Raw genomic sequence first — 22,170 nt, 5'->3', positions numbered from 1 at the left:
TCACAACGGCTGTGGTATGAGCGTGGGGCACGGTCTGGAGATCGTCAACACCCGTGAACGGCGCGTTCCAGCCGTCCCGATGCGCTGTCGGAAGACGCTCGCCCGCGTTGCGTATGTCCCCTTCGTCGCTCCCGCACAACCCACATTCGTGGGGTTGTTTCAGGGGTCCGCCGCGCGCAGTCTCGGTTGCGTCCCCGATCGAACGCGACAGCGAAAGGTGGAAGCATGACCTTCAACGCCCTGGAGTCCCTGCGTGCGGCCGGCGTCATCGGAGGCACGATGGCGCCCGCCCTCGAAGAGTTCTACGCCAGCCTGACTCCCGAGGAGACCAAGGTCCTCATCTCGACGAAGACCCGCCTCGCGGCGATCCTGCCCGACGTGGTGGCGCACTCCCAGGACTGGACCTCCCCGGAGGCCACGAAGGAGGGCTTCGACGCCGCGATGCTCTGTGCCTGCGGCCTCTGGTCGGGATCGGGCCAGGCCGAGAACTGACCGTTCCACAGGCGGGGTCCGGCGGCCACTCGCGTCGGGCCGCGCCTGTGCCAGCCCAGAGAGGAGGCGGGATGCGCGGAAACCTGGTTCGGAACCTGTCGTTGTTCGAGGTGCCCAACGACCTGACGTACTTCGTGCACGGTGAGGACCACCTCGTGGTCAACCCGGAGGTGGCCGCCCGGTGCGTCCTCTCCGGACGTGAGTTTCACGTCCTCGAAACCCTGGCGGCCGCCCGGGCCCGGGGTGAGCAGCCGGGGCTGGAGCAGGACGACGCGACGGAACGCGTCCTCGCCAAGCTCATCTTGAACTGGATCGTGTACTTCAACGGCAACAAGCCCAAGGTCAGGCTGGGCGAACCGCCCCTGGGTGTCGCGTACTACGCCATCACGGACGGCTGCAACCTCCGCTGTCCCTACTGTTACGCCTCCTCCGAGAAGTGCCTTCCGGGCGAGCTCGACACCGCCGAATCCCTGGACCTGGTCTCGCAGATCGCCGACTTCGGCGCCGGGACCATCATCTTCACCGGCGGCGAGCCGATGCTCCGCAAGGACCTGTTCCAGATCGTCGAGCACGCGAAGAGCAGCGGTCTGAAGGTCAACATCATCACCAACGCGACGATGATCCGGACCGAGGCGAAGGCCAAGCGGTTCGCCGAGCTCTTCGACGCGGTCACCGTGAGCCTCGACGGGGGGACGGCCGAGACCCACGACCGCACCCGCGGCAAGGGGGCGTTCGCCAAGACCCATCGGGCGATCCAGCTCCTCAACGCGGCCGGGGTGGCGCCTGCCATCAACCACATCGTCACCTCGGACAACGTCCACGAGCTGGAGGACTTCGCCTCCTTCCTCGACGGGATCGAGATCCACAGCGTCCGCCTGATGAACCACAACGACCTCGGCCGGGGCGTGGGCGACGACTACGACTTCGGCTGGCAGGACCACCTGAAGGTGCAGGAGCTCGTCTGGACCTCGCCGGTCGCCGGCAAGCTCAAGCCGGACGGGCCGAGGCCCGTCACCGCGTGCTCGGTCAAGGGCAACTGCGGAATGGGTGGCAACGAGATCTACGTCAACTCCCTCGGTGACGTCTACCCGTGCAAACTCATCACGGGCAAGGGAGAGTTCGCCGGAAACATCAGGAAGCAGCGGCTGTCGGAGATCTTCGCCGGCCCGATCCTGACCTCGATGCGCAAGAGCACCGTGTACGGCGGGGAGTTCCACGCCGACTGCGAGAAGTGCTACATCAAGGCGAACTGCGGCGGCGGCTGCCGGGCCGCGCACATGTCGGAGTCCGGGGACCTGCGGCGCAACAGCCGCCACCTGTGCCGGATCCTGCGGCACGGCGTCACCACGCAGCTGTGGCAGGAGACCGGCGTGACCCGCGCCGAACTCGCCGTGGGCGGCGATGAGATGACCGTCCCGCGACTGGTCGCCACCGGCGAGGTGCACGAGGCCCACGAGCAGTGGAAGACCTGGGTCCGCCCGCCGGCGCCCGTGCCCGCGATCAAGGTGGGCGAACTGATTCCGATCATGCCGGTGAACAGGAGGCTGGGAGATGTCCCTGCACATCAGTGACGCGGTGATCTGGCAGGAGAGCGGGGACGGCATCTCGCTCTACCACAGCGAATCCGGCGACTTCCGCACCCTGAACGCGACGGCCGCCCAGATCTGGGCGCTCGTGGAGAGCGACGGGGACCGGGAGACGGTCATCAGGAACCTGTCCCTGCTCTTCGCCGGGCACAACCCCGTCATGACGGCCCGCATCCGCGCCGAAGTGGACGCCTTCATCAGCTCCATGATCGAAGCCGACCTCATCGAGGAGACGGAATCCGGAACGCAGGCCACACGGAGCGAGCCGGCCGCGCGGTCATGACCAAGGCCGTCGTCCTCGGCGGGGGCTTCGCGGGCGTGCTGGTGGCCCGGGTGCTCTCCCGGCACGTCGACGAGGTCACCGTCGTCGAGGGCGGCCGGTACCCTGCCGGCCCGGGCGTCCGCCCGGGGCTCCCGCAGGCCTTCCACAGCCACGTGCTCGTGACCGCCGGCGCCCAGGCCCTGGACACCCTGCTCCCGGGAACGCTGGAGGCGCTCCTCGCCCGGGGAGCGCACCGCCGGGGCCTGCCGGACGGCGCGCTGATCCTGAGCGCGGACGGCTGGTTCCGCCGCCACGAGACCGGGGCCTTCATGGTCTCGTGCAGCCGCTGGCTGATGGACCACGTCATCCGGCAGCGGGCCCTGGCCGACGGGGCGGTCACCGTACGGGAGCGCACCCGGGTCCTGGGACTCGTAGGGGACGCCTCGCGCGTGACCGGTGTCCGGGTCGCGGGCGAGGACGGCTCCGGCGAGGACGGCTCCGACGAGACACTCCGCGCCGACCTCGTGGTGGACGCGACGGGCCGGCGCTCGCGGGCCGGGCGATGGCTGACCGCGATCGGCGGACCCGGTGTGGAGGAGGAGGTGGTCGACCCGGGACTGGCGTACTCCACCAGGATCTACCGGGCGCCCCCCGGCCTCGCCGCCGACCTCCCGGCGATCATGGTGCACCCGCGGCCTTCGGGCGGCCGTCCGGGGTACGGAGCCACGCTGTTCCCCATCGAGGACGGACGGTGGATCTTCACCCTGACCGGCACGCGCGCCGCCAGACCGCCGGTGGACGAGCCCGGATTCACGGACGGTGCGCGCTCGCTGCGCTCGCCGATCGTGGCCGAGCTGCTGGCGGCGGCCGAACCCCTGGGCGGCGTACGGCCGTTCCGCGCCACCGCGAACCGCCGGAGGTACTTCGAGCGGCTGCCCCTGCCCGAAGGGTTCCTGGTCATCGGCGACGCGCTGACGGCGGTGAACCCCGTGTACTCGCACGGGATGTCCGTCGCGCTGCTCGGCGCCCTGCGGCTGGAGCGGGAGCTGGCGGAGCGCGGCGCCCGGCCCTCGGTGCTGCCCGCGGTCCAGGCGGCGGTGGCCGAAACGGCCGCCGAATCCTGGAGGATGGCGACCGAGCAGGACCGGGTACGGGCCTTCGCGGAGGGTTCCGCACCCGCCGACGGGCCCGGATCAGCCGAGGGCTCCGGCTCCGCAGCCGGGCGGCGGATGCGGGCCCGGGTGTCCCAAGCAGTGCTCAGCAGCCCGGTGCTGATGACCCGGCTGTTCCGCGCCCAGACGCTGGTCCCTTCCGGGGCGGCTCTCCCGAGGCCCTCCGCCGGCCGCTCCGCGGCCCCTCCGCTCGACACCGACGAGGCGGTCGCGCAGTTCCCCGGACTCCGCGACTGGTGGTTCTCGGAGCGCGGCCCCCACCAACCCACCCCGGGAAGGGAACCGTGACCACCGAAGCCGTACCGCTGATCCCGCACTCCGTCCTGTTCGGCAACCCGTCGTACCTCGTGCCCGAGATCTCGCCGGACGGGACCCGCCTCGTCTACCTGGCCCCGGACGACGGCGTGCTGAACGTCTGGACGGCGCCCGTGGACCGGCCCGAGGAGGCGAGACCCGTCACGCACGACCGGGGCCGCGGCATCCGCACGTACGGCCTGTGCCACGACGACCGGACCCTCTTCTACCTGCGCGACCGGGACGGCGACGAGAGCTGGCGGGTCCACCTCGTCGACCTGGTCACCGGCCGGGAGCGCTGCGCCACGCCTTTCGACGGCGTCCAGGCACGGGTGCTGGCGCACAACCGGTGGCACCCGACGACCCTGCTGATCGGGCTGAACAGGGACCGGCCGGGGCTGCACGACGTCTACGCCCTCGATCTGGAGACGGACCGGCTCACCAAGGTCGCGGAGAACCCCGGGTACGTGAGCTGGATCGTCGACACCGACCTGCGGGTGCGCGGCGGCACCGTGATGAAGCCCGACGGCGGCCTGTCCGTGTTCCTCGACCCGCCGGAGGGTCCGGGGGCCCCGGGCGGCCCGGACGGCGCCCCGCCCTGGCTCGACGTGCCGTACGAGGACGCCGTCGGGACGCGCGTCGTCGGCTTCTCCCGCGACGGCGCCACCTGCCACCTGCTGTCCTCCATCGGGGCCAACGCCGGCCGCCTGTTCGCCGTCGACCTCGCGACCGGGCGGCGGACCCTGCTCGCGGAGGACCCGGTGTACGACGTCAAGCAGGTCGAGTTCGACCCGGTGACCCGCCGGCCCCAGGCGGTGCTGTTCGCGAAGGACCGCGACGAATGGGTCTTCCTCGACGAGGAGTTCGGCAAGGACCTCGGGCGGATCCGCGGCGAGCTCGCGCTCCTGTCGGTCGACGGCGAGGTCTACCTGGACCGCACCGACCGCGGCGACCGGCTGTGGACGGTCTCCGTGGTGACCGGAGCCGGTCCCGTCCTCTACTACGTCTACGACCGGCCGGCCGGCGCGCTCCGCTACCTCTTCAGCCACCAGAGGGAGCTGGAGGCGTACACGCTGGCCAGGATGGAGCCCTTCGCGTTCGCCGCGCGCGACGGGGTCACCGTCCACGGCTACGTCACCTGGCCGCCCGGCGCCGAACGCGCTGGCCTGCCCGCGGTGGTGAACGTCCACGGCGGGCCCTGGGCCCGTCACACCTTCGCGTTCGACGAAGAGGCGCAGCTCCTGGCCAATCGCGGCTACGCCTGCATCCAGGTCAACTTCCGCGGTTCGACGGGCTACGGCAAGCGGTTCCGCAACCTGGGCGCCAAACAGTGGGGCGCCGCGATGCAGACCGACCTGCTCGACGCGGTCGGGCACCTCGTCGAGGGCGGCGGGATCGACCCCGCGCGCATCGCGATCATGGGCTGCTCGTACGGGGGCTACGCGGCGCTGGTCGGCGCGGCGTTCACCCCGGAGGTGTTCACGTGCGCGATAGACCTCTGCGGTCCGTCGAACCTGCTGACGCTGCTGGCGGCCGGGGCGCCCTACCGCACCGCGCTGCGCTCGTTCATGCACGCCCAGGTGGGGGACCCGGAGACGGACCGCGCCATGCTGTGGGAACGCTCACCGCTGTCGCGGGTCGACGCGATCCGGATCCCCGTCCTGGTCGTCCAGGGGGCCAACGACGTCCGTGTGCCGCAGGCGGAGGCCGAGCAGATCGTCGCGGCACTGGCGGCCAAGGAACTTCCGCACGAGTACCTGCTGTTCCCCGACGAGGGCCACGGTCTGGCCCGGCCCGCCAACCGGCAGGCCTACTACGCCGCGGTCGAGCGGTTCCTCGCGGAGCACCTGGGCTGAATCCGCCTCAGGACAGGGCCGCCCGCACCAGGTTCGGCAGGTGCAGGCGGGTCTCCGCCTCCTCGTGCGCGGCCAGGACGAACCCTCCGCCGGTCAGCGCACCCAGTCCGTCGACCACCCGGGTCAACGGCCGGTCCAGGACTTCGGCGGCCTCGCAGACGGTCAACGCCTTGTCGAAGCCGGCCAGTTCACCGAGCAGCGTGCGGGGTCCGGGGTCCAGTCGCTCGACCCCGGTCCGGATCGGGCAGCCGATCGTCCGGGGAACACCGGCGGGCCGGGTGGCCGCCGGGAGTTCGAGCAGCTGGGCCGCGGGCATGTCCGCGAGCCGGTGCAGGCTCAGTACCCCGCACCCCGCGGCGGCCGCTTCCAGCGCGGCCGGCAGGCCGTCCAGGGTCCGGCACAGCCGGACCGCAGCCCGCGCGTCCGCCCGGCCGAGTACGAATCCCGGCCGGATCTCCGAGAGCCGGTCCACGAGCAGCCGCACCGACGGCACGGCGGCCAGGGCGTCCAGGGAGCCGGCCGCCTCCCAGCCCGGCTCGGGGACGGTCAGCGGGGCGAGCACCGTCCCCTGGACGCCGGCCACGCTCCACGGCGCACGGGACGTACTGATCACCCGGATGCCCGGACAGTACGCCAACAGCTCCTCCACGCCGACCGGCTCCCGGGCGTCGGCGACCCCGTCGAGCACGACCAGCACCTCGTGCCGGCCGATGAGCCGGCAGACCGCGGACACGTCCTGCGCACCCGATTCGACGAGCAGGCGCAAGGACCGCAGCAACGGCCCGAAGGCCGTGCCGAGACCGTCGGGGGCCACCGTCCCGGACCCGATCCACAGCACGGGCCAGCCGCGCCGGGAGCTCAGCCGCGCCGCCGTCTCCGCGGCCACCCGCGACTTCCCCACGCCCGCCAGCCCCGAGAGGGAGATCATCCGGCGGTGGTCCGACTCCAGGGCGCCCACCATCGCCCGGACCTCGACGTCCCGCCCGATGAGGGCGTTGACGGACCTCGGCACCGCCAGGCAGGGATCGGCTCCGACCGGAGCCGGGCCCCCGCTGCCCAGGCCCGCGCCGACGAAGAGCTCCCGCGCCAGCCCCTCCAGCCCCAACGCGTCGGCGAGCAGCCGGACGGTCTGCATCCGCGCGTTCACCCGGCCCGACTCCAGGGCCCGGATCGTCCGCGGGCTGATCGTCGACAGGTCGGCCAGCGTCCGCTGGGTGAGCCCGGCCTGCACGCGCTTGGAGCGGAGCAGTTCGGGAAACGACGGAGCCTGGGCCTCGGCACGGTGGACCATAGGCCAGGAGGGTAGGAGGGGCCCGTTCCGTACGCGTCTCCGCGGCGTTCCCGGCACGTCTGCGCTCCGTCTCCGTAGGCCGTCAGACCACCTTCGAACCGGGGTGCGAACCCCGGTCCAGCAGATCCAGCGAGAGGGTCAGCAGCGAGACGGCCAAGGGGTCGGACGCGTCCATGACCGCGTGCTGGGACAGCCGGGCCAGCAGCTCTCCCATGCGCGGCGCCGCGTCCGCGGCCTGTTCGCTGCGCCGCAGCAGCGCGAGGCTCAGGGCGGCCTGCGTGGCGAGCAGCCCCAGCAGCTCGATGTCGTCGAGTTCCCGGCCCGGGGCGTTCGCGTCGTGGGCGTGGCGGTCCAGCACCTCGATCACGCCGATGCACTCCCCGTCCGCGATGAGCGGGGCGGCCATGATGCTCGCGGGAACGTACCCGGTGGAGGCCGCGGCGTCCCGGGCGAACCGGTCGGTCGCGCCCACGTCGTCCGTGATCAGCGGCTGCCCGCTGGCCGCCACCCAGCCCGCGATGCCGGTGCCGGGCTCGAACCGCCGTCCGACCAGGCCCTGTTCGCCCTCGCCGGCCACCGCCGCGAAGATCAGCTCACCGGTGTCGGGGCTCACCATGAACACCGAGGACGCGGCGGCCCCGTAGATGTAGCGGGCCACCGTGACGACAGACTGCAGGAGCTGACGTTCGGTGGCCATCAGATCGTGCGGCCAGGGTTTCATTCTTCTCCGCCTCCTTCTCCTCGGACCGGTGCGTTGTGGACCGACGCGTTGTGAACCGATTCGTTGTGGATCGATACGTTCGCCGCGCAGTGGTACAGGACGCTCTTGAGCTGGAACGGCGTGAGCCACGGGTGCTTGCTCAGGACGAGGGCGGCGATCCCGGCCATGTGCGGCGCCGCGAAGCTGTTGCCGGTGTTGCGGACCGTGCCGCCGCCCAGGCTCGCCACCGGTACGCGCACCCCCCGGGCCCGGAACTCGACCGGGGGAGCGGCGTTGTAGTAGAAGCGCATGCCGTCCGGCTCCGCATGGCTGGCCACGGAGATCACCGAGGCGAAGTTCCAGGGGAAGCTCTCGATGGGCAGATTGTGCGCGGCCGCCACGACCGCGGTGCGGCGGAAGTAGGCCCGATCGCACAACTCGCCCAGCCGGTCGCGGAATTCGACCCTGGTCGTCGACAGGCTCATGCTGATGACGTCGAAGCCCTCCTCGATCGCGAAGGCGAGCCCGGCGATCAGCGCGGAGGCGCTGCCGGCCCTTCCGTCGCCGAGCACCTTGAGCGAACTGAGCGACACCCGGGGCGCGATGGAGCGGATGATCCCCGCGCAGGCGGTCCCGTGCCCGGCGCCGTCGAGCGGCTCGCACTCCTCCACGCGCGGAGCCCGGCCCTCGGCGCTCACCACCTGCCAGGCCCGCTCGACCGTGCCGACCAGCGGGTGCCCGGCCTGGACACCGCTGTCGAGCACGCAGACCCGTACGCCCTCGCCGTCGGCGCCCTCCCACGCCCAACGGGGGCCGATCCCCTCGAACAGGGCCGTCGGCAGGGGCTCGCCGGGATCCCCGCCGGCCGGCATGCTCCACGCGGGCATCCCCGACGCGTGCGGCCGCCGCTCGCGCCGCCAGGGCGCATCGTTCACATCCATGCGCGCACCGCCCCCAGTGGCTTCACCGCGCCGACGGCCGCGTAACTCTCGGCGGCCAGCCCGGCCATCGTGCGGGCCTCGGCCCCCTCGCCCAGGCACCGGTGGGCCCGGGCCAGGTCGAAACAGACCTCGCCCCGCAGGCACGGGTCGTCGAGGTTCCGGAGCAGCCGCAGCACCTCGGCGCGCATCGGCTCGGCGCGGCCCTGCGCAGCGGCGCCCAGCACGGCGGCCGACAGGCACAGGATCCGCCCCCGGACGTCCATCTCCTCGCGCCGCGCGAGCAGGTCCGCGATCCGGCGGGCCGCCTCGTCCGTCCGGTCCCGGCGGGCGCACTCGCGGGCCGCCTGCACCCGCATGGTCAGCGCGACCGGTACGTAGCCGGCCTGTTCGAGAGCGTCCGCCGCGCGGCCGAAGCGCCGCTCCGCCTCCGCGTGCTCACCGTCCAGCGACGCGGCCAGCGCGGCGACCTGGTCCACCAGGACCCGCCCCAGCGTCAGCCGGAGCTGCACGACGACGGACTCGGCCTCGGTCAGCGCCGAACGCGCACCGCTCCGGTCCCCGGTCAGCGCCAGGCAGCGCGCGCGGGCGGCCAGCGCGGGCAGGGCCAGGAACCGGTCGGCGGCGAACCGCTCCAGCAGCTCCGCGCACCCCGCGAGCTTCTGCGCCATCGGACTCGGCGACCACTGCCGGATCTCGCACAGCGCCACCAGCAGCCGGTCCTCCTCGTACGCGTCGCCGACGTCGCGGGCATGGTCGAGCGCGGCGCAGGCCGCCTCCTCGGCCGCCCCGAACCGGCCGCGGTCCAAGTGGATCAGCATCAGCAGCTGCTCGAACCGGCACCGGGCGGACCGGTCGGGCTCCGCGCCGTCGAGCCCGTCGAGCGCGGCCCGCAGCCCCTCCACGTCGGCCGCCGTGACCTTGCCGAGCCGGGCGGCCAGCAGCTGCCGCTGTACCCGTACCAGGGCGGGAGGCGACGTGGCGCGCCACGGGCCCTCCTCCACCACCTCCAGCGCACCCCGGGTGTCCCCGGACAGCATGAGGGCGTCGCTCAGCCGGACGGCCGCGACCGACCGGCACCCGTCCGGCCCGCCCCGCGCCAGGACGAGCGCCCGTCCGAGCAGTCCGATCGCCGTCGGCACGTCACGCTGCCGCAACGCCACCGTGCCCTCACCGAGCAGGGCCCCGGCCGCCTGCCGCGCCAACTCCGGCAGCCCCGCATCGTCCGGGCGCAGCCCTCCGAGGAGCCGGGTGGCGGCTTCGAGGTGGAAGCCGGGACTGAAACCGTGCTCGGCCAGCCGCCGGTGCCAGGACACGCGCTGCTCCTTCTCCAGCCTGCCGTACGCCACTTCGTGCACCGGCTGCTGAACGAAGCGGTAGCCCCCCTCTTCCTCCGTGGACCGGAACAGCCGCCGGCCGGCGAGCTCCGCGACCGCCGCCTCCGGAGCCGGCTCGCCCAGCAGCGCGAGCTGCTCCAGGGTGAACGAGGGCCCGATCACCGAAGCAGCGCCCAGCAGCCGCCGGGACGGCGCGGGCAGCCGGTCGATCATCGCCCCCACCATGGCCGTGATGGTCGGCGGCACCTCGTCGACGGTCCGGCCGTTCCTCAGCCAGTCCATCATCAGCCGGATGTACAGCGGGTTGCCCGCGCTGTAGAGGGCGACCCGGTCGACCTGTTCGGCCAGGTCGAGCCCGTGCAGTTCCACCTCGTCGCCGCTCGCGCGCCCGGCCAGCGAGAACGCCAGCCGCGCGCTGTCGGCCGGGACCAGCGCCCCGACCTCGATCACGTCCGCCTCCTGCGACGCGTCCCGTCCCGCCGTCTCCGGCCTGGACACGCAGACCATCAGGAGCGGGAGGTCCCGCAGGCCGTCCATCAGCTCGCCGATCAGCCGCAGGAGCGACTGCCCGGCCCACGCGAGGTTGTCCCACACCACGACGAGCGGGTCGCGGGCCGCAGCGGTGAGGAGCTCCCGGGTCGCCCAGGAGAGCTCCTCCACGCCCGGGCCCGGGACGGCGCCGGCCCGCCGGGGGAGCGAGGCGTCGCGCAGCGCCGCCAGTACTCCGGCGATCCGCTCGTCCGTCCGCAGCAACTCCGCGCAGGACGGCGCCCGCCGGGTCAGCGCGTCCAGCATCTCGACGAGCGCCCCGTAGTTCCCGGCCGTTCCGTAGGACTGGCAGCTGCCGAACACGGCGACGGGCCTCGCCCCGGCCGCGACGAGGTCGTCCACGGCCTCCCGGACCAGCCGGGTCTTGCCGATGCCGGGTGGTCCGATCACCGTCACCAGTTCCGCGCGCCGCTCCCGGGCCACCCGGTGGTAGATCCGGCGCAGCCGGTGGCGTTCGGCGCCGCGGTCCACCATGAGGGAGTCCTCGCCGGCCCCGCCGTCCGCCGCCTCACCGGTGACCAGCAGCACGGGCACCGGCTCGGCCTTGCCCTTCAGGGCCACCGGGGGCACCGGGACCATCGCGTAGTGCGGACGGGCCAGGTGCGCCACGGTCTCGTTCACGATGATCTCCCCGGCGACCGCCAGCGACTGGAGCCGTGCGGCGAGGTTGACCACGTCGCCGACGACCCGGATGCCGGCCCGGGCCGAACGCGTCACCAGGGCCTCACCGGCCGCGATCCCGCAATGGACCTCGACCGGTGCGGCGTCGGTGGCGGGCGTGTGCAGGTCGCGGACCTCGGCGCGGATCCGCATCGCCGTGCGCAGCGCCCGCGGAGCGTCGTCCTCCTGGGAGGTGTCGGCTCCGAAGACCGCCATGACGGCGTCGCCGATGAACTTCTCGACGACCCCGCCGTGTTCCTCCACCGCGGCCGAGCAGATCTCGTAGTACTCGTCGAGCAGCCGTTGCAGCGGCTCCGGGTCCACGCGCTCGGCGAGCCGGGTCCACCCGACCAGATCGAGGAAGAGAACGACCACCAGTCTCCGGCTCATGCGCGCTCAGAGCAGCTTCAGGTCGTGCGCCCACACCTCGGCATCCGCACCGGAATCCGCCTCGACCAGCCGCAGCTGCACCGATACGACGACCGACGTCTCCTCCTCGGTCAGGCCCGCCAGCACCTCGCGCTGCGCGGTGCTCAACTGGTCGACCGGAAGCCCGGCCTCACGCAGAGCGGTCAGAGGGTCGAACACGTCACCCACCCCTTTCACGGGGCCGCACGGCGGCGGCCAGACATCGATCGGCAGGAGCCGGTGGACATAGCAGTAGGCCACCAGCTCAGCCCTGTTCCTGCAGTTGAACCGGTCGAGCAGGACACTGATCTCCTCGCCCACCGTGTGCCTGCTCAGGCGCAGCGCACGGGCCACGCGGTCGGTCGTATGACCCCGTGCCACCAGGGCCACCAGCACCAGGCCCCGGCTGGAGATCTCGGCACCCCGTATCGCCGTACCCCGTATCGCCGTCACCGGCGAGAGCTCCACGACGCACTCCTCACGACGCTCTCCTCACGACGCTCTCCCTCAGGACGTACTGCGTACGAACAACTCGCGGACCATGACGGCGGCCATGAACGAGACGCCGTGCCAACGCGCCTTGCGTTCGAACCAGAGCCAGTCCCCGTCCGGGTTGGCCTCCAGGAACACCGCCTCCCCGGTGTCGGACACGAGCAGGTCGAATGCCCCGTAGCGCAGGTTCCAGGCGGTGCACAGCGTGCGCACCGCCTCGGCCGCGGGGGTCGGGCAGTCGACGCGCGTCACCGTGACGCTGTCGGGATCCGTCATCGGGCTCGACGGACCGGGCTTGCGGACCTCGAAGGCGCAGATCCCGCCGTCGAGGTGATAGACGCGCAGCTCGCGCGCGTGCGGCACGTACTCCTGGACCACGACCGGGCGCTCTCCCGCGACGCCCGGAGCCGGTCCGGGGCCCTGTTCCACCGCCTCCAGGCCCACGACCGAGGGCAGGACGGCCTTCCAGTTGCGCCGGTCCGGCTCGAACAGCCGGAAGTCCGGAGTCTTGACCACGAGGGTCGGCGCCCCCACCGCGCGCGCCCCCGCCGGCACGTCATTGGTGACGACCGTACGGGGCGTGCGCACGCCCAGCCGGCGCGCCTGTGCCAGCTGGCCCGGCCCGACGACCGTGCCGCCGGGCAGTGCGGCGTCCGCCGTGGCCGCCACCTGCCGCAGGAACCCGGACCAGGACTCGGCCCGCAGCGGATTCATCGAACCGGCGGGTACCGCCTGCGCCATCAGGGCGCAGGCCGAACCGTGCCGCACCCACACCACGGCCGGTCTGACCCGGCGCCCGGATACCTCCAGCAGACCGGAATCCACGTCCAGCGCCAGGGGCGTCGACATGAGTTCGTCCTGCCGGATCAGTATCGCCGGAGTTTCCAGAGGGCCCGTCAAAGCATCGCGAACGACCTCCAATTCACGACCGCCCGCGCAATTCACCAGAACCACAACGGATTGGCCGTCACGGTCTTCAGCCTGTCCCGAACGGCTCATGCAGCGAATGCTAGCCAACGGGGTCGGCGCGGGAGGCGGCAGAACGGAGGCAGCTTCAAGGCAACTTGGGCAGCGGCCGCTTCCCTGCCGTCCCGCGGGCGTAACGTCCAGCCGCAACAACTCGACCGGCCAAGCCGGAGAACACCGTACGGAGAAACACCAAGAGAAACATCGATCACATTGTGGAGGGCGGACCGTGGCGAATGGTGTGGTGAACGCCGAGGAACTGACCAAGCGTTACCGCGGGAAAGAAACGCCGGCAGTCGACCGGATTTCATTCGACATCGCCAAAGGCGAGACCATCGGGCTGCTGGGACCCAACGGTGCCGGAAAGACCACCCTGATGAAAATGATCTGCGGCGTCACCCCGCCCACCACCGGGCGGATCCGGGTGTTCGGCGTGGACCCGGCCCGCGACCCGGTCGCCGCCAAGACCGGCATCGGCGCGATGCACCAGTCCGCCCCCTACGACGAGATGCTCTCGGCCCTGGACAACCTGCTGATCGCCACCCGCTTCAAGGGCCTGTCCTGGCGCACCACCCGCCCCTGGGCGATGGAGGTGGCCGAGTACCTCGGCCTGGCCGACCACCTGTCCCGGCTCGTCTTCCAGCTCTCCGGCGGACAGCGCCAGCGGCTGCAGCTCGTACGGGCCCTGCTGACCATCCCCGAACTCCTCATCCTCGACGAGCCCTCGGCCGGGCTGGACGTGGCCGGCCGGCACCAGATCGAGCGCTTCGTCCGGTGGCTGCGCGAGGAGTACGGCATGACCGTGATCTGGACCAGCCACATCATCCAGGAACTGGAGCGCAACGCCCAGCGGGTCCTGGTCATCAACCAGGGCAAGGTGGTCCGCTTCGCCCAACCGAGCGAACTCGTCCAGGAGTTCGGTGGAGCGCATCTGCTGGTCAGCGTCGACGACGCGGTCGGCGCCAAGGTCGTCAAGGAGTGGGCGGCCACGGCCGGACTGGCCGCGACGATGCAGGACGCCGAGGTGCGCATCGAGAACGCGCAGGTCCGGGACGTGCTGCCGCAACTGTCCAGACACTGCCACGACTCCGGGGTCGCGATCTCCGGAATCTCCACCGTCACCGACTCGCTGGAGCAGGTCTTCCTGCGCATGACCGGGAACGAGGGCTGACACCGTGGCCGACCTGGGATTCAAGACCACCGCACCGGTCGCGTCGGGCAAGCCGGCCGACTTCACCGCCGTGTTCTACCGCGAGTACGCGCTCCTCGCCCGCAACAGGGTCAACCTCATCCTCGGTCTGACCCCCATGCTCGTGTACCTGCTCCTGGTGAACACCTCGCTGGGCAACGTCGTCGGGAACATCACCTACCGCGGCGAAACCCTCCCCTTCGCCGTCTTCCTCCTCCCCATGGTGCTGTCCATGTCGGTGGTCAGCGCCTCCGGGACGACGGGCATGGCGATGTTCCAGGAGGAGATGAGCGGGGTCTCGACCCAGCTCTGGAGCTGGCCGCTGCGCCGGTCGCGCTTCCTGGCCGGCAAGCTGCTGGCCGGAGTCTCGCTCGTACTGGCCCAGAGCCTGCTGGCCCTGGCCGTCGCCGCGATCATCTTCGACTACCCGTTCCACGCGTCCCACTGGATCTGGCTGCTGCTGGCCCTGGTGCTCTCGTCGGTGGCGTTCAACGGGCTCTACCTCGCGGCGGCCGTCCTCATCAGCGACTACCGCACCTTCATGGTGCTCACCAGCGTGTCGGTGCCCGTCCTCGTCTTCGCCGCGCCCTCGCTGTCCACCTCCCAGCAGCTCCCCACCGTGCTGCGGTGGATCTCGACCGTGAACCCGGTGTCGTACGCCGTCACCGGGATGCGCGACGCCGCGATCTTCGGCCTGGGCAAGGCCTGGCCCTCCCTGGTGGTGCTCGCCGTCGTCGCGATCGTCGCCAACTTCGTCGCCGGCCGGGCGCTGTTGCGGCGCACCCGGAACCTCTGACCCGCAGGAGCTCCCCACCGTGCAGACCGACGACACCGTGCAGACCGGCGTCACCGTGCAGACCGGCGATGCGCCCCTGGCCTGGCTGGCCACGCCGCACGACCGTTCCGTGCACCGCCTCCCGGGCACCGACCGGGCCCAACCACCGAAGGCCACCTGGGAGATGGCGACCAGGGCAGCCGCCAAGGTGGGCGTCACCCGGGTCGCCGACATCACCCGGCTCGACTCCATCGGCATCCCGACCTTCCAGGCGATCCGGCCGCTCTCCAGAACGCTCGCCGTCTCCCAGGGCAAGGGGATGACACCCGAACTGGCCAGGCTCTCGGCGGTGATGGAATCGGTCGAGACCTGGCACGTGGAACAGCCGGCCCTGCCCGCGCTGACCGCCACGCCCCGCAAGCTCCGTACACAACTGGGCTACGAGGTGGGCGCATTGGCGCCCTCCGCGCCGAGCCTGCTGCACGACGGGCTCCCGCTGGACTGGGTGGCGGCCCGATCCCTGGTCGACGGAGCGCGCACCCTCGTTCCCGTGAACGTGGTCCGGCTGACGCTGGAGGAGCACACCGACTGGAACCCGCCGGTGTTCTTCGAGTCGACGAACGGCCTGGCCAGCGGGAACACCCGCATCGAAGCCGCTCTGCACGCCCTGTGCGAGGTCATCGAGCGCGACGCGATGACGGCCGCGGTCACCGGGGGCGGGGAGATGGGCGTACGCGTCGACCCGCGCTCCCTCGGGTCGGCGGTGGCCGACGAGCTGTGCACGCTGATCGAACGGGCCGACGTCACCCTGGAGGTCCGCCTCGTCCCGTCGCCCACCGGCCTGCCGTGCTTCCTGTCCTGGGTGGCGAGCGAGGAGTACCCGGCGCCGATGTTCGGCTTCGGCTGCCACCTCAGCCCGGAGATCGCCCTCACCCGCGCCGTCTCCGAAGCGGCACAGGCCAGGCTCGCGTACATCTCGGGGGCCCGGGACGACCTCCGGGACGACTTCGGTCACGTGGACGCCGGCCGGCTGCGGAGCGCGCGGTCCGGCCCGGCGGCCGCCGACATCAAGGGCCTCGTGGAGGATCCCGTTCCGCACGACAGTCTGGCCGGCGCCCTCGCGCACGTGGTGCGCAGGGCGGCGGCCGCCTTCTCCCATCCGCCCCTCCTCGTCGACCTGACGCGCGAGGAGATCGGGGTCCCGGTCGTCAAGGTCGTGGCTCCGGGGAGCCGCGTATGCCCGGAGGTGCTGTAGTGAAGGGGCACAGCGTGAACGGCTCCAGGGTGATCGTCTACGCGGGGCCGACCCTCTCGGCCGCCGACGTCCACGCGGTGCTCCCGGAGGCGGAGGTGCGTCCGCCCGCAGGGCGGGGTGACCTCCTCGCCGACCAGTGGCACCCGGGAGACGTGGTCGTGGTCGTCGACGGCTACTTCCGGGAACGGCGCTCCGTCGGCCACAAGGAGATCCTCCAGGTGCTGACCGAGGGTGCGGAGGTGATCGGCGCCGCGAGCATGGGCGCGCTGCGGGCCGCGGAACTCGCCCCGTGCGGCATGCGGGGCCTCGGCGCGGTCTTCACCATGTACGCCTCCGGCGAGATCGACGGGGACGACGAGGTGGGGGTCCTGCACGGCCCGGCCGAGATGGGGTACCCGGCGCAGACCGTGGCCCTGGTGAACCTCCGCTACGGCTGCAAGGAGGGTGCCGAGACCGAGCTGATCGCGCCCGACGCCGGACGGCGGATCGTGGCGGCGGCCGCGGCGCTGCCCTTCACCCACCGCGGCTGGAAGGACATCGAGCGGGCGCTGGACGAGGAGGATCACGAACCCCTGGGGACGCTGGAGGAGATGATCGCCTCGGGCGTCTGGGACCTCAAACGGCTCGACGCGATGGCGGCGCTGCGCGCGATCGCGAGCCGGGGCGCGGTGACCCCCGGTCCGGTCGCGCCCGAGGTGCCCTTCACGGGCATCAGCCGGACCCAGTCCCTGGTCCGCCGGACCCGTCGGGAGCACGCTCCCGGCCGGTGGATGTCGGACCTCGACGTACTGGACGCCGCCCGGCTGTTCGACGAGGGCTACCCCGCGCTGCACGAGGACGTGCTGACCGGTCTGCTGGAGGAGCTCGCCGGCGCCCGCGGCATGACGCTCGAGGCGTACGCACGGGCCAAGCTCGGGCTCGACGGCCGGTCGCGGCTGCCGGACTCCCTCGCCCGCTGGTTCACGGAAGAGGAGCGGGACGGGCTCCCCGTCGCCGACCGGATCCGGCTCCTCATGGTGCGGGTGTGGCCCGTATGGCAGTCGGTGGACTGGCGGCCGGCGGTCCTGGCGCGCCTGCGGGAATCCGAGCGCTGGGAGGAGTGGTGCGCTCTCGTCGTCCGGGCCGACGAGGCCGCGGAGGAGGCCAGGCCCAGGCTGGTGGTCCCGCCGCCGCCGATGTGCGCGAAGCTCTTCCTGCGTCACTGGCAGGGGCGCGGCACCTCACCGGACGTCGAAATGGCCCGCCGGGGGTTCTCCGGCCCCGACGGGCTGGGCGGGGCGGTCACGCGGTTCTTCGCCCTCGACGTCCTGCGCGGCCGTGAACGTCGCAACGCCGGGGTCCGTTGACCGCGGGCGGGTCGTGGCGCTGAGGCGTCTAGGATGCGAACGTGCGTACGAATGGAAGTGAAGTGCGGCCCGCTCCGAGTCCCGAGCTGAGCGGGGCGGAGCTGGCCCGCTGGTACTGGACGCTGGCCGAACTCACCGCGCTGGCGGGCCGGATGGGCCTTCCCGTCGGGGGCGGGAAGGCGGCGGTCACGGCGCGGATCGCCGCCGCGCTGGACGGGCTTCCGGCCCCGACACCGGCCCCGGCCGGCTCCCGGCCCGCCCGCGGTGCGGGCCGGCAGCTGGCCGCGCCCGTGGACGGTGCCAGCGTGATCCCGCCGGGGCAGCGGTGCAGCCAGGTGCTGCGGGAGTACTTCGTCCGGGAGATCGGGTCCGGCTTCCACTTCGACGCCTTCATGCGGGATTACGTCGCCCAGGGCGCGGGACGCACCCTCGCCGAGGCGGTCGCCCACTGGCACGCCACCCGGGCGCAGGCTGCCCAACCACAGGAGATCGGGGCCCAGTTCGAGCTGAACCGGTTCCTGCGGGACTGGCACGCCCGCCACCCCGAGGGCACCCGCCCGCAGGCCCTGGTCGCCTGGCGGGCCCACCGCTCCAGCCCCCGGGAGGGCGCCGTCAGTCCCGGGCCGCAGTGAGCTCCGGCTCCGACGGCTCCGACGGCTCGGGCTCCGCGGGCTCCGGCAGGCGCCGGGCCAGGGCCCAGGCCAGCAGCGGGAGCACGGCCAGCGGGAGCAGGGCCGTCCGCAGGGAGGCCGCGTCGGCCGCCGCGCCGATCAAGGGGCTCGCGAGACCGCCCACGCTGACGGTCAGGCCCAGGGTGACCCCGCTCGCCGTGCCCATGCGGGTCGGCAGGTAGTCCTGGCCCAGGGTGACCTGGAGGGAGAACGGCACGTACAGGGCGGTGGCGGCCAGCGCCGAGCAGACGTACACCAGCGGCAGCGGCAGGAAGAGGATGCCCGCGACGGCCGGCACCACGGCCGCGTAGGCACGGTGGACGGTGGTGACGCGGCCCCAGCGGGCCGCCAGCCGGCCGCCGAGGAGGGTGCCGCCGGCGCTCCCGGCGAAGAGGGCGAACAGGGCGACGGCGCCCGCGGTTTCGCCGCCGCCGCGCTCGCGGACGTACAGCGCGATGAAGGTGCTCAGGCCGGTGAAGACGACCGAGCGCACGACGACCACCAGGGAGAGCCGCAGGAAGGCCCGCCCGTCGTCGCGGGGGCGCCGGACGGCGGCCGGAGCCGGACCTGCGGCCGCCCGGTCCGCGGCCGAACGCTTCACGGCCGAACGCTTCGCGGACGGCGGCCTGTTGAGGAACACGCCCAGCGCCGCCGGGGCGGCCAGCAGCCACCACCCCGCCGGCCCCGGCAGCGCCAGCGCGCCGACGACCAGCAGCGGGGCGCACGCGAAGCCGATGTTGCCGCCGAGCGCGAACCAGCTCATCGCGCCGTGCCCGGGGCCTCCCACCGTACGGACCAGCAGGGCGGCCGCCGGGTGGTACGCGGCGACGCCCAGCCCGGACAGGGCGACCGCGGCGAGGGTGGCCGCGTACCCCGCGTCGAGTCCGACCAGTGCCACGCCCAGCCCCGCGGCGGCCGTGGCCAGCGGGATCAGCCAGGGCATCGGCCAGCGGTCGGTGAGCGCACCGAACAGCGGCTGGACCACGGAGGAGAGCAGCGAGGCGGCCAGCACGATGCCGGACGCGGCGGCGTAGCCGTACGAGCGCTCGGAGACGAGGAAGGGCACGAGCGCGGCGACGGCGCCCTGGTAGACGTCCACGCAGGAGTGACCCGCGGAGAAGGCGGCCGTACGGAGCCGGGCCGGGCCGGGCGCGGACGTAGAGCCAGAGGCAGAGGCCGAAGGGGAGGTAGAGGCAGAGGACTGGGCTTGGGTCTTGGGCGGTCTCAGGGAGGTCACCGGTCGAGAATCGCTCTCGCCGGGGGCGTCCCGCTTCCGATAAATTGCCGGGTGATGCAGAAAATCCGCCACACCCCGCGCGCAGCGACGAGCATCCGCGAGCTCGACACCCACCACGGCATCGATCCGCACCGCCACGACGACCACCAGATCTGTTACGCCGGTTCCGGGGTGCTGTCCGTCACCACCGACGCCGGCACCTGGGTGGCGCCCACCACCCGCGCCCTGTGGATCCCCGCCGGGACCGTGCACGAGCACCGGGCCTTCGGCCGCGTCGACCTGCACTGCGTGGGTCTGCCCACGCACCTCAACCCGCTCTCGCTCTCCGCCCCGGCCGTGCTCGCCGTCGGCCCCCTGCTGCGCGAGCTGATCCTGGCCTACACCCGGGCCCCGCAGGACGGCAGCGCCGAGCGGCACCGGATGCTGGCGGTGCTGCTCGACCAGCTGAGGGCCTCGCCGCTCCAGCCGCTGCACCTGCCCGCTCCCTCCGATCCCCGGCTGGCCGCGGTGTGCGCGCTGCTGTACGCCGATCCCGCCGATGCGCGCGGACTGGCGGAACTCTCCGCGCAGGCCGGGGCCGGGGCGGGGGAGCGGACCCTGAGCCGGCTGTTCCGAGCCGAGCTGGGCATGACCTTCCCGCAGTGGCGGACCCAGCTGCGGCTGCACCACGCGCTGCGGCTGCTGGCGGTGGACACCCCCGTGACCGCGGTCGCGCACCGCTGCGGCTGGTCCTCGGCCAGCGCCTTCATCGACGTGTTCCGGCGTGCCTTCGGGCACACCCCGGGCGCGCACGCCAAGGAGGGCTGACCGGCTCGTCTGGCCGTCCGCGCCGCACCGGGTCAGCATGGAGGCAGGGAACCGGTTCGGGGCAGGGCGATCGGGAGGACCCCCATGGCGGGCATGGCGCACACCCCGACGACCGACGTACTGATCGTGGGCGCCGGTCCGGTCGGCCTCAGCGCGGCGGCGGAACTGCGCCGGCACGGCGTGAGCTGCCGCCTCGTCGACCGGTTGCCCGCCCGGCTGCCGTACGCGAAGGCGGTCGGCATCCAGCCGCGCACGCTGGAGATCTGGGACCGGATGGGCCTGGCCCGCACCGTCATCGAGGCCGCCGTGCCCCTGCGCGGTCAGCTGATCTACGTCAACGGCACCGAGCAGGCCCGGATCGAGCTCATGCTGCCCCCCGAAGTGCCCTACCGGTTCGCCGCGTTGCCCCAGTACGAGACCGAGCGGATCCTCGAGGAGCACCTCGCGGCCCTGGGCACCGTCATCGAACGCGGCACCGAACTGCTGTCGTTCACCCAGGACGGGGACGGGTCCGCCGGCGGCGACGGATCCGCAGGGGGCGTGACCAGCCTCCTGCGGACCGCGTCCGGAGGCGAGGAGGAGCTGCGCACCCGCTACCTCATCGGCTGCGACGGAGCGCACAGCACCGTGCGCAAGGGGCTGGGACTCTCCTACGAGGGCGGGGCCTTCGCCGAGGAGTACATGCTGGCCGACGTCGTGAGCGACTGGGACCTGCCCGAGGGGTACGGCCTGCGGTCCATGCACCAGGGCGTCGACGGGGCCACCGACGACGTGCTGGTCTGCATCCCGCTTCCCGGCCGGGGCCGCTACCGCATGTCGATGCTGGTCCCGCCCGAGCTCTCCGCCCAGCCGGCCGGCGGACCGGCAGGGGGCTCGGCAGGGGGCCCCGGAGCGGGCGACGGCGTGCTGCACGGGCTGGAGGGGGGCCGGGTTCCCTCGCTCTCCCACATCCAGGCCGTCGTCGACCGGCTCGCCCCGGCCCCGGCCACGGTCTCGGGGATGCGCTGGTCCTCCGTGTTCCGCATCAGCCACCGCATCGTCGACCGGTACGGCGACGGGCGCGTCTTCGTCGCGGGCGACGCCGCCCACATCCACCCGCCCACCGGCGCCCAGGGCATGAACACCGGGATCCAGGATGCCTGCAACCTGGCCTGGAAGCTCGCACTCGCGCTCCGGGGAGCGGGCGGCCCCCAGCTGCTCGCGAGCTACGACGCCGAGCGCCGCCCCGTCGGCGAGGAGGTCGTCGGCCGGACCGTGCGGCACGCGACCCAGGGCATCGACAAGGAACCGGACGATCTGCGGACCGTGCTGCTCCGCGAGGCCCAACTGCTCGTCGGCTACCGCGACGGCCCGCTCGCCGACGGCCCGCTCGCCGGCGGTCCGTTCGGCCCGGCGGACGCACCGCAGCCCGGTGAACGGGCCCCGGACTGCAGCGGATTGACCCTGCCCCTCGCCGCCTACCCCGCACGGCTGCTCGACGTCCTGCGCGGCCGGGCCGGCCACGTGGTGCTCCTGTACGGGGATGACGGCGCGGCCCTGGCCGAGGCCGCCGGGCAGGCCCGGGCCGCGGGCCCGGCGCTGGCGGAGCTTGCCGAGGAGGGCGGCGCGGAGGGTGGCACGGAGGACGACGCCACCGGCCCGCGCACCGTGGTCGTCCTCGCCCGTGAAGCCGCACTCGACGCCTCCGCCGGACTCCCCGCCCCCGTTCCCGGGTACCGGGACGCCGCCGGGGAGTTCGCCCGGCTGTACGGCGCCGACGGCCCGACCGGATTCCTCGTACGCCCGGACGGGTACCTCGGCGCCCGTTTCCCGCTGTCCGGCACGGCGGCGGCCCTGTCCGGTTACGTCGCCCTGCTGTCCGCCCCGTAGGACACCCCCTGCGCCCTC

At 72.9% G+C, this 22,170-nt stretch carries 19 protein-coding genes; 12 read left to right on the top strand and 7 right to left on the bottom strand.

All coding sequences use genetic code 11. The features are described 5' to 3' along the window. The first annotated feature begins 225 nt into the window (after positions 1-225). From ACFRU2_RS17620 to ACFRU2_RS17600, 5 genes are all read left to right on the top strand, one after another. Complete coding sequence (locus tag ACFRU2_RS17620) at positions 226-492, top strand: StsA-related sactipeptide RiPP (RefSeq protein WP_250741964.1); 267 nt, start codon at positions 226-228, stop codon at positions 490-492. A 71-nt stretch (positions 493-563) separates the two neighbouring features. Then, on the top strand, positions 564-2,063 hold the full coding sequence (gene stsB / locus ACFRU2_RS17615; RefSeq protein ID WP_382972837.1) for a StsB family radical SAM/SPASM domain sactipeptide maturase: 1,500 nt from the start codon (positions 564-566) through the stop codon (positions 2,061-2,063). Beyond that, positions 2,044-2,361 carry a PqqD family protein gene (locus tag ACFRU2_RS17610; protein WP_382972836.1) on the top strand — a complete coding sequence of 106 codons (318 nt, stop codon included), beginning with the start codon at positions 2,044-2,046 and terminating at the stop codon, positions 2,359-2,361. Before stsB ends, ACFRU2_RS17610 begins: the two co-directional genes overlap by 20 nt. Continuing rightward, a complete protein-coding gene (locus ACFRU2_RS17605; RefSeq protein WP_382972834.1) occupies positions 2,358-3,800 on the top strand; it encodes an NAD(P)/FAD-dependent oxidoreductase in 1,443 nt (480 codons plus the stop codon). Before ACFRU2_RS17610 ends, ACFRU2_RS17605 begins: the two co-directional genes overlap by 4 nt. Beyond that, positions 3,797-5,662 carry a S9 family peptidase gene (locus ACFRU2_RS17600; protein WP_382972832.1) on the top strand — a complete coding sequence of 622 codons (1,866 nt, stop codon included), beginning with the start codon at positions 3,797-3,799 and terminating at the stop codon, positions 5,660-5,662. The genes ACFRU2_RS17605 and ACFRU2_RS17600 overlap by 4 nt, the downstream gene beginning before the upstream one ends. A gap of 7 nt (positions 5,663-5,669) precedes the next feature. Here the strand turns inward: ACFRU2_RS17600 and ACFRU2_RS17595 are convergent, their stop codons facing one another. The 6 genes from ACFRU2_RS17595 to ACFRU2_RS17570 form a co-directional block, all read right to left on the bottom strand. After that, the gene (locus tag ACFRU2_RS17595) at positions 5,670-6,953 is read right to left on the bottom strand and encodes a helix-turn-helix domain-containing protein (RefSeq protein ID WP_382972830.1); all 1,284 of its coding nucleotides are present in this window, start codon (positions 6,951-6,953) and stop codon (positions 5,670-5,672) included. Between the two features lie 82 nt (positions 6,954-7,035). Further along, positions 7,036-7,674 carry a GAF domain-containing protein gene (locus ACFRU2_RS17590; protein WP_274550538.1) on the bottom strand — a complete coding sequence of 213 codons (639 nt, stop codon included), beginning with the start codon at positions 7,672-7,674 and terminating at the stop codon, positions 7,036-7,038. Beyond that, positions 7,671-8,594, bottom strand: a complete 924-nt coding sequence (locus ACFRU2_RS17585) for a S8 family serine peptidase (protein ID WP_382972827.1) — start codon at positions 8,592-8,594, stop codon at positions 7,671-7,673. The genes ACFRU2_RS17590 and ACFRU2_RS17585 overlap by 4 nt, the downstream gene beginning before the upstream one ends. Then, positions 8,585-11,527: an AAA family ATPase gene (locus ACFRU2_RS17580; protein WP_382972825.1), complete on the bottom strand. Its 2,943-nt coding sequence runs from the start codon at positions 11,525-11,527 to the stop codon at positions 8,585-8,587. The genes ACFRU2_RS17585 and ACFRU2_RS17580 overlap by 10 nt, the downstream gene beginning before the upstream one ends. A gap of 6 nt (positions 11,528-11,533) precedes the next feature. Beyond that, positions 11,534-12,013, bottom strand: coding sequence for an aroma-sacti cluster domain-containing protein (locus ACFRU2_RS17575; RefSeq protein ID WP_382972823.1), 480 nt, complete (start codon positions 12,011-12,013; stop codon positions 11,534-11,536). Between the two features lie 39 nt (positions 12,014-12,052). After that, a complete protein-coding gene (locus ACFRU2_RS17570; RefSeq protein ID WP_382972821.1) occupies positions 12,053-12,886 on the bottom strand; it encodes a hypothetical protein in 834 nt (277 codons plus the stop codon). A 346-nt stretch (positions 12,887-13,232) separates the two neighbouring features. Here ACFRU2_RS17570 and ACFRU2_RS17565 point away from each other — a divergent pair, with 346 nt between their 5' ends. Genes ACFRU2_RS17565 through ACFRU2_RS17545 form a run of 5 tightly spaced genes read left to right on the top strand, consistent with a single transcriptional unit; the run spans position 13,233 to position 18,200 of the window. Beyond that, entirely contained in the window at positions 13,233-14,174 is a 942-nt protein-coding gene (locus ACFRU2_RS17565; protein WP_382972819.1) for an ABC transporter ATP-binding protein, read from the top strand. Positions 14,175-14,178: 4 nt separating this feature from the next. After that, on the top strand, positions 14,179-14,988 hold the full coding sequence (locus ACFRU2_RS17560) for an ABC transporter permease (RefSeq protein ID WP_382972817.1): 810 nt from the start codon (positions 14,179-14,181) through the stop codon (positions 14,986-14,988). Between the two features lie 19 nt (positions 14,989-15,007). Continuing rightward, entirely contained in the window at positions 15,008-16,222 is a 1,215-nt protein-coding gene (locus ACFRU2_RS17555; protein ID WP_382972815.1) for a YcaO-like family protein, read from the top strand. Positions 16,223-16,236: 14 nt separating this feature from the next. Then, entirely contained in the window at positions 16,237-17,568 is a 1,332-nt protein-coding gene (locus ACFRU2_RS17550) for a TfuA-like protein (protein WP_382972813.1), read from the top strand. Positions 17,569-17,609: 41 nt separating this feature from the next. After that, the gene (locus tag ACFRU2_RS17545; protein WP_382972811.1) at positions 17,610-18,200 is read left to right on the top strand and encodes a DUF6434 domain-containing protein; all 591 of its coding nucleotides are present in this window, start codon (positions 17,610-17,612) and stop codon (positions 18,198-18,200) included. Here ACFRU2_RS17545 and ACFRU2_RS17540 read toward each other — a convergent pair. Further along, the gene (locus ACFRU2_RS17540; RefSeq protein WP_382972809.1) at positions 18,181-19,338 is read right to left on the bottom strand and encodes an MFS transporter; all 1,158 of its coding nucleotides are present in this window, start codon (positions 19,336-19,338) and stop codon (positions 18,181-18,183) included. The genes ACFRU2_RS17545 and ACFRU2_RS17540 overlap by 20 nt on opposite strands. 192 nt (positions 19,339-19,530) lie before the next feature. On the opposite strand from ACFRU2_RS17540, the gene ACFRU2_RS17535 reads away from it, so the two are divergent. Both ACFRU2_RS17535 and ACFRU2_RS17530 read left to right on the top strand, forming a co-directional pair. After that, a complete protein-coding gene (locus ACFRU2_RS17535) occupies positions 19,531-20,283 on the top strand; it encodes an AraC family transcriptional regulator (protein WP_382972807.1) in 753 nt (250 codons plus the stop codon). Between the two features lie 93 nt (positions 20,284-20,376). Further along, entirely contained in the window at positions 20,377-22,152 is a 1,776-nt protein-coding gene (locus tag ACFRU2_RS17530) for an FAD-dependent monooxygenase (RefSeq protein WP_382973297.1), read from the top strand. The last annotated feature ends 18 nt before the right edge of the window (positions 22,153-22,170 follow it).

This window comes from Streptomyces sp. NPDC056883, assembly GCF_042788835.1.
GTDB classification, from domain to species: Bacteria; Actinomycetota; Actinomycetes; order Streptomycetales; family Streptomycetaceae; genus Streptomyces; species Streptomyces stoeckheimensis.
This window is presented reverse-complemented; position numbering and strand designations above follow the sequence as displayed.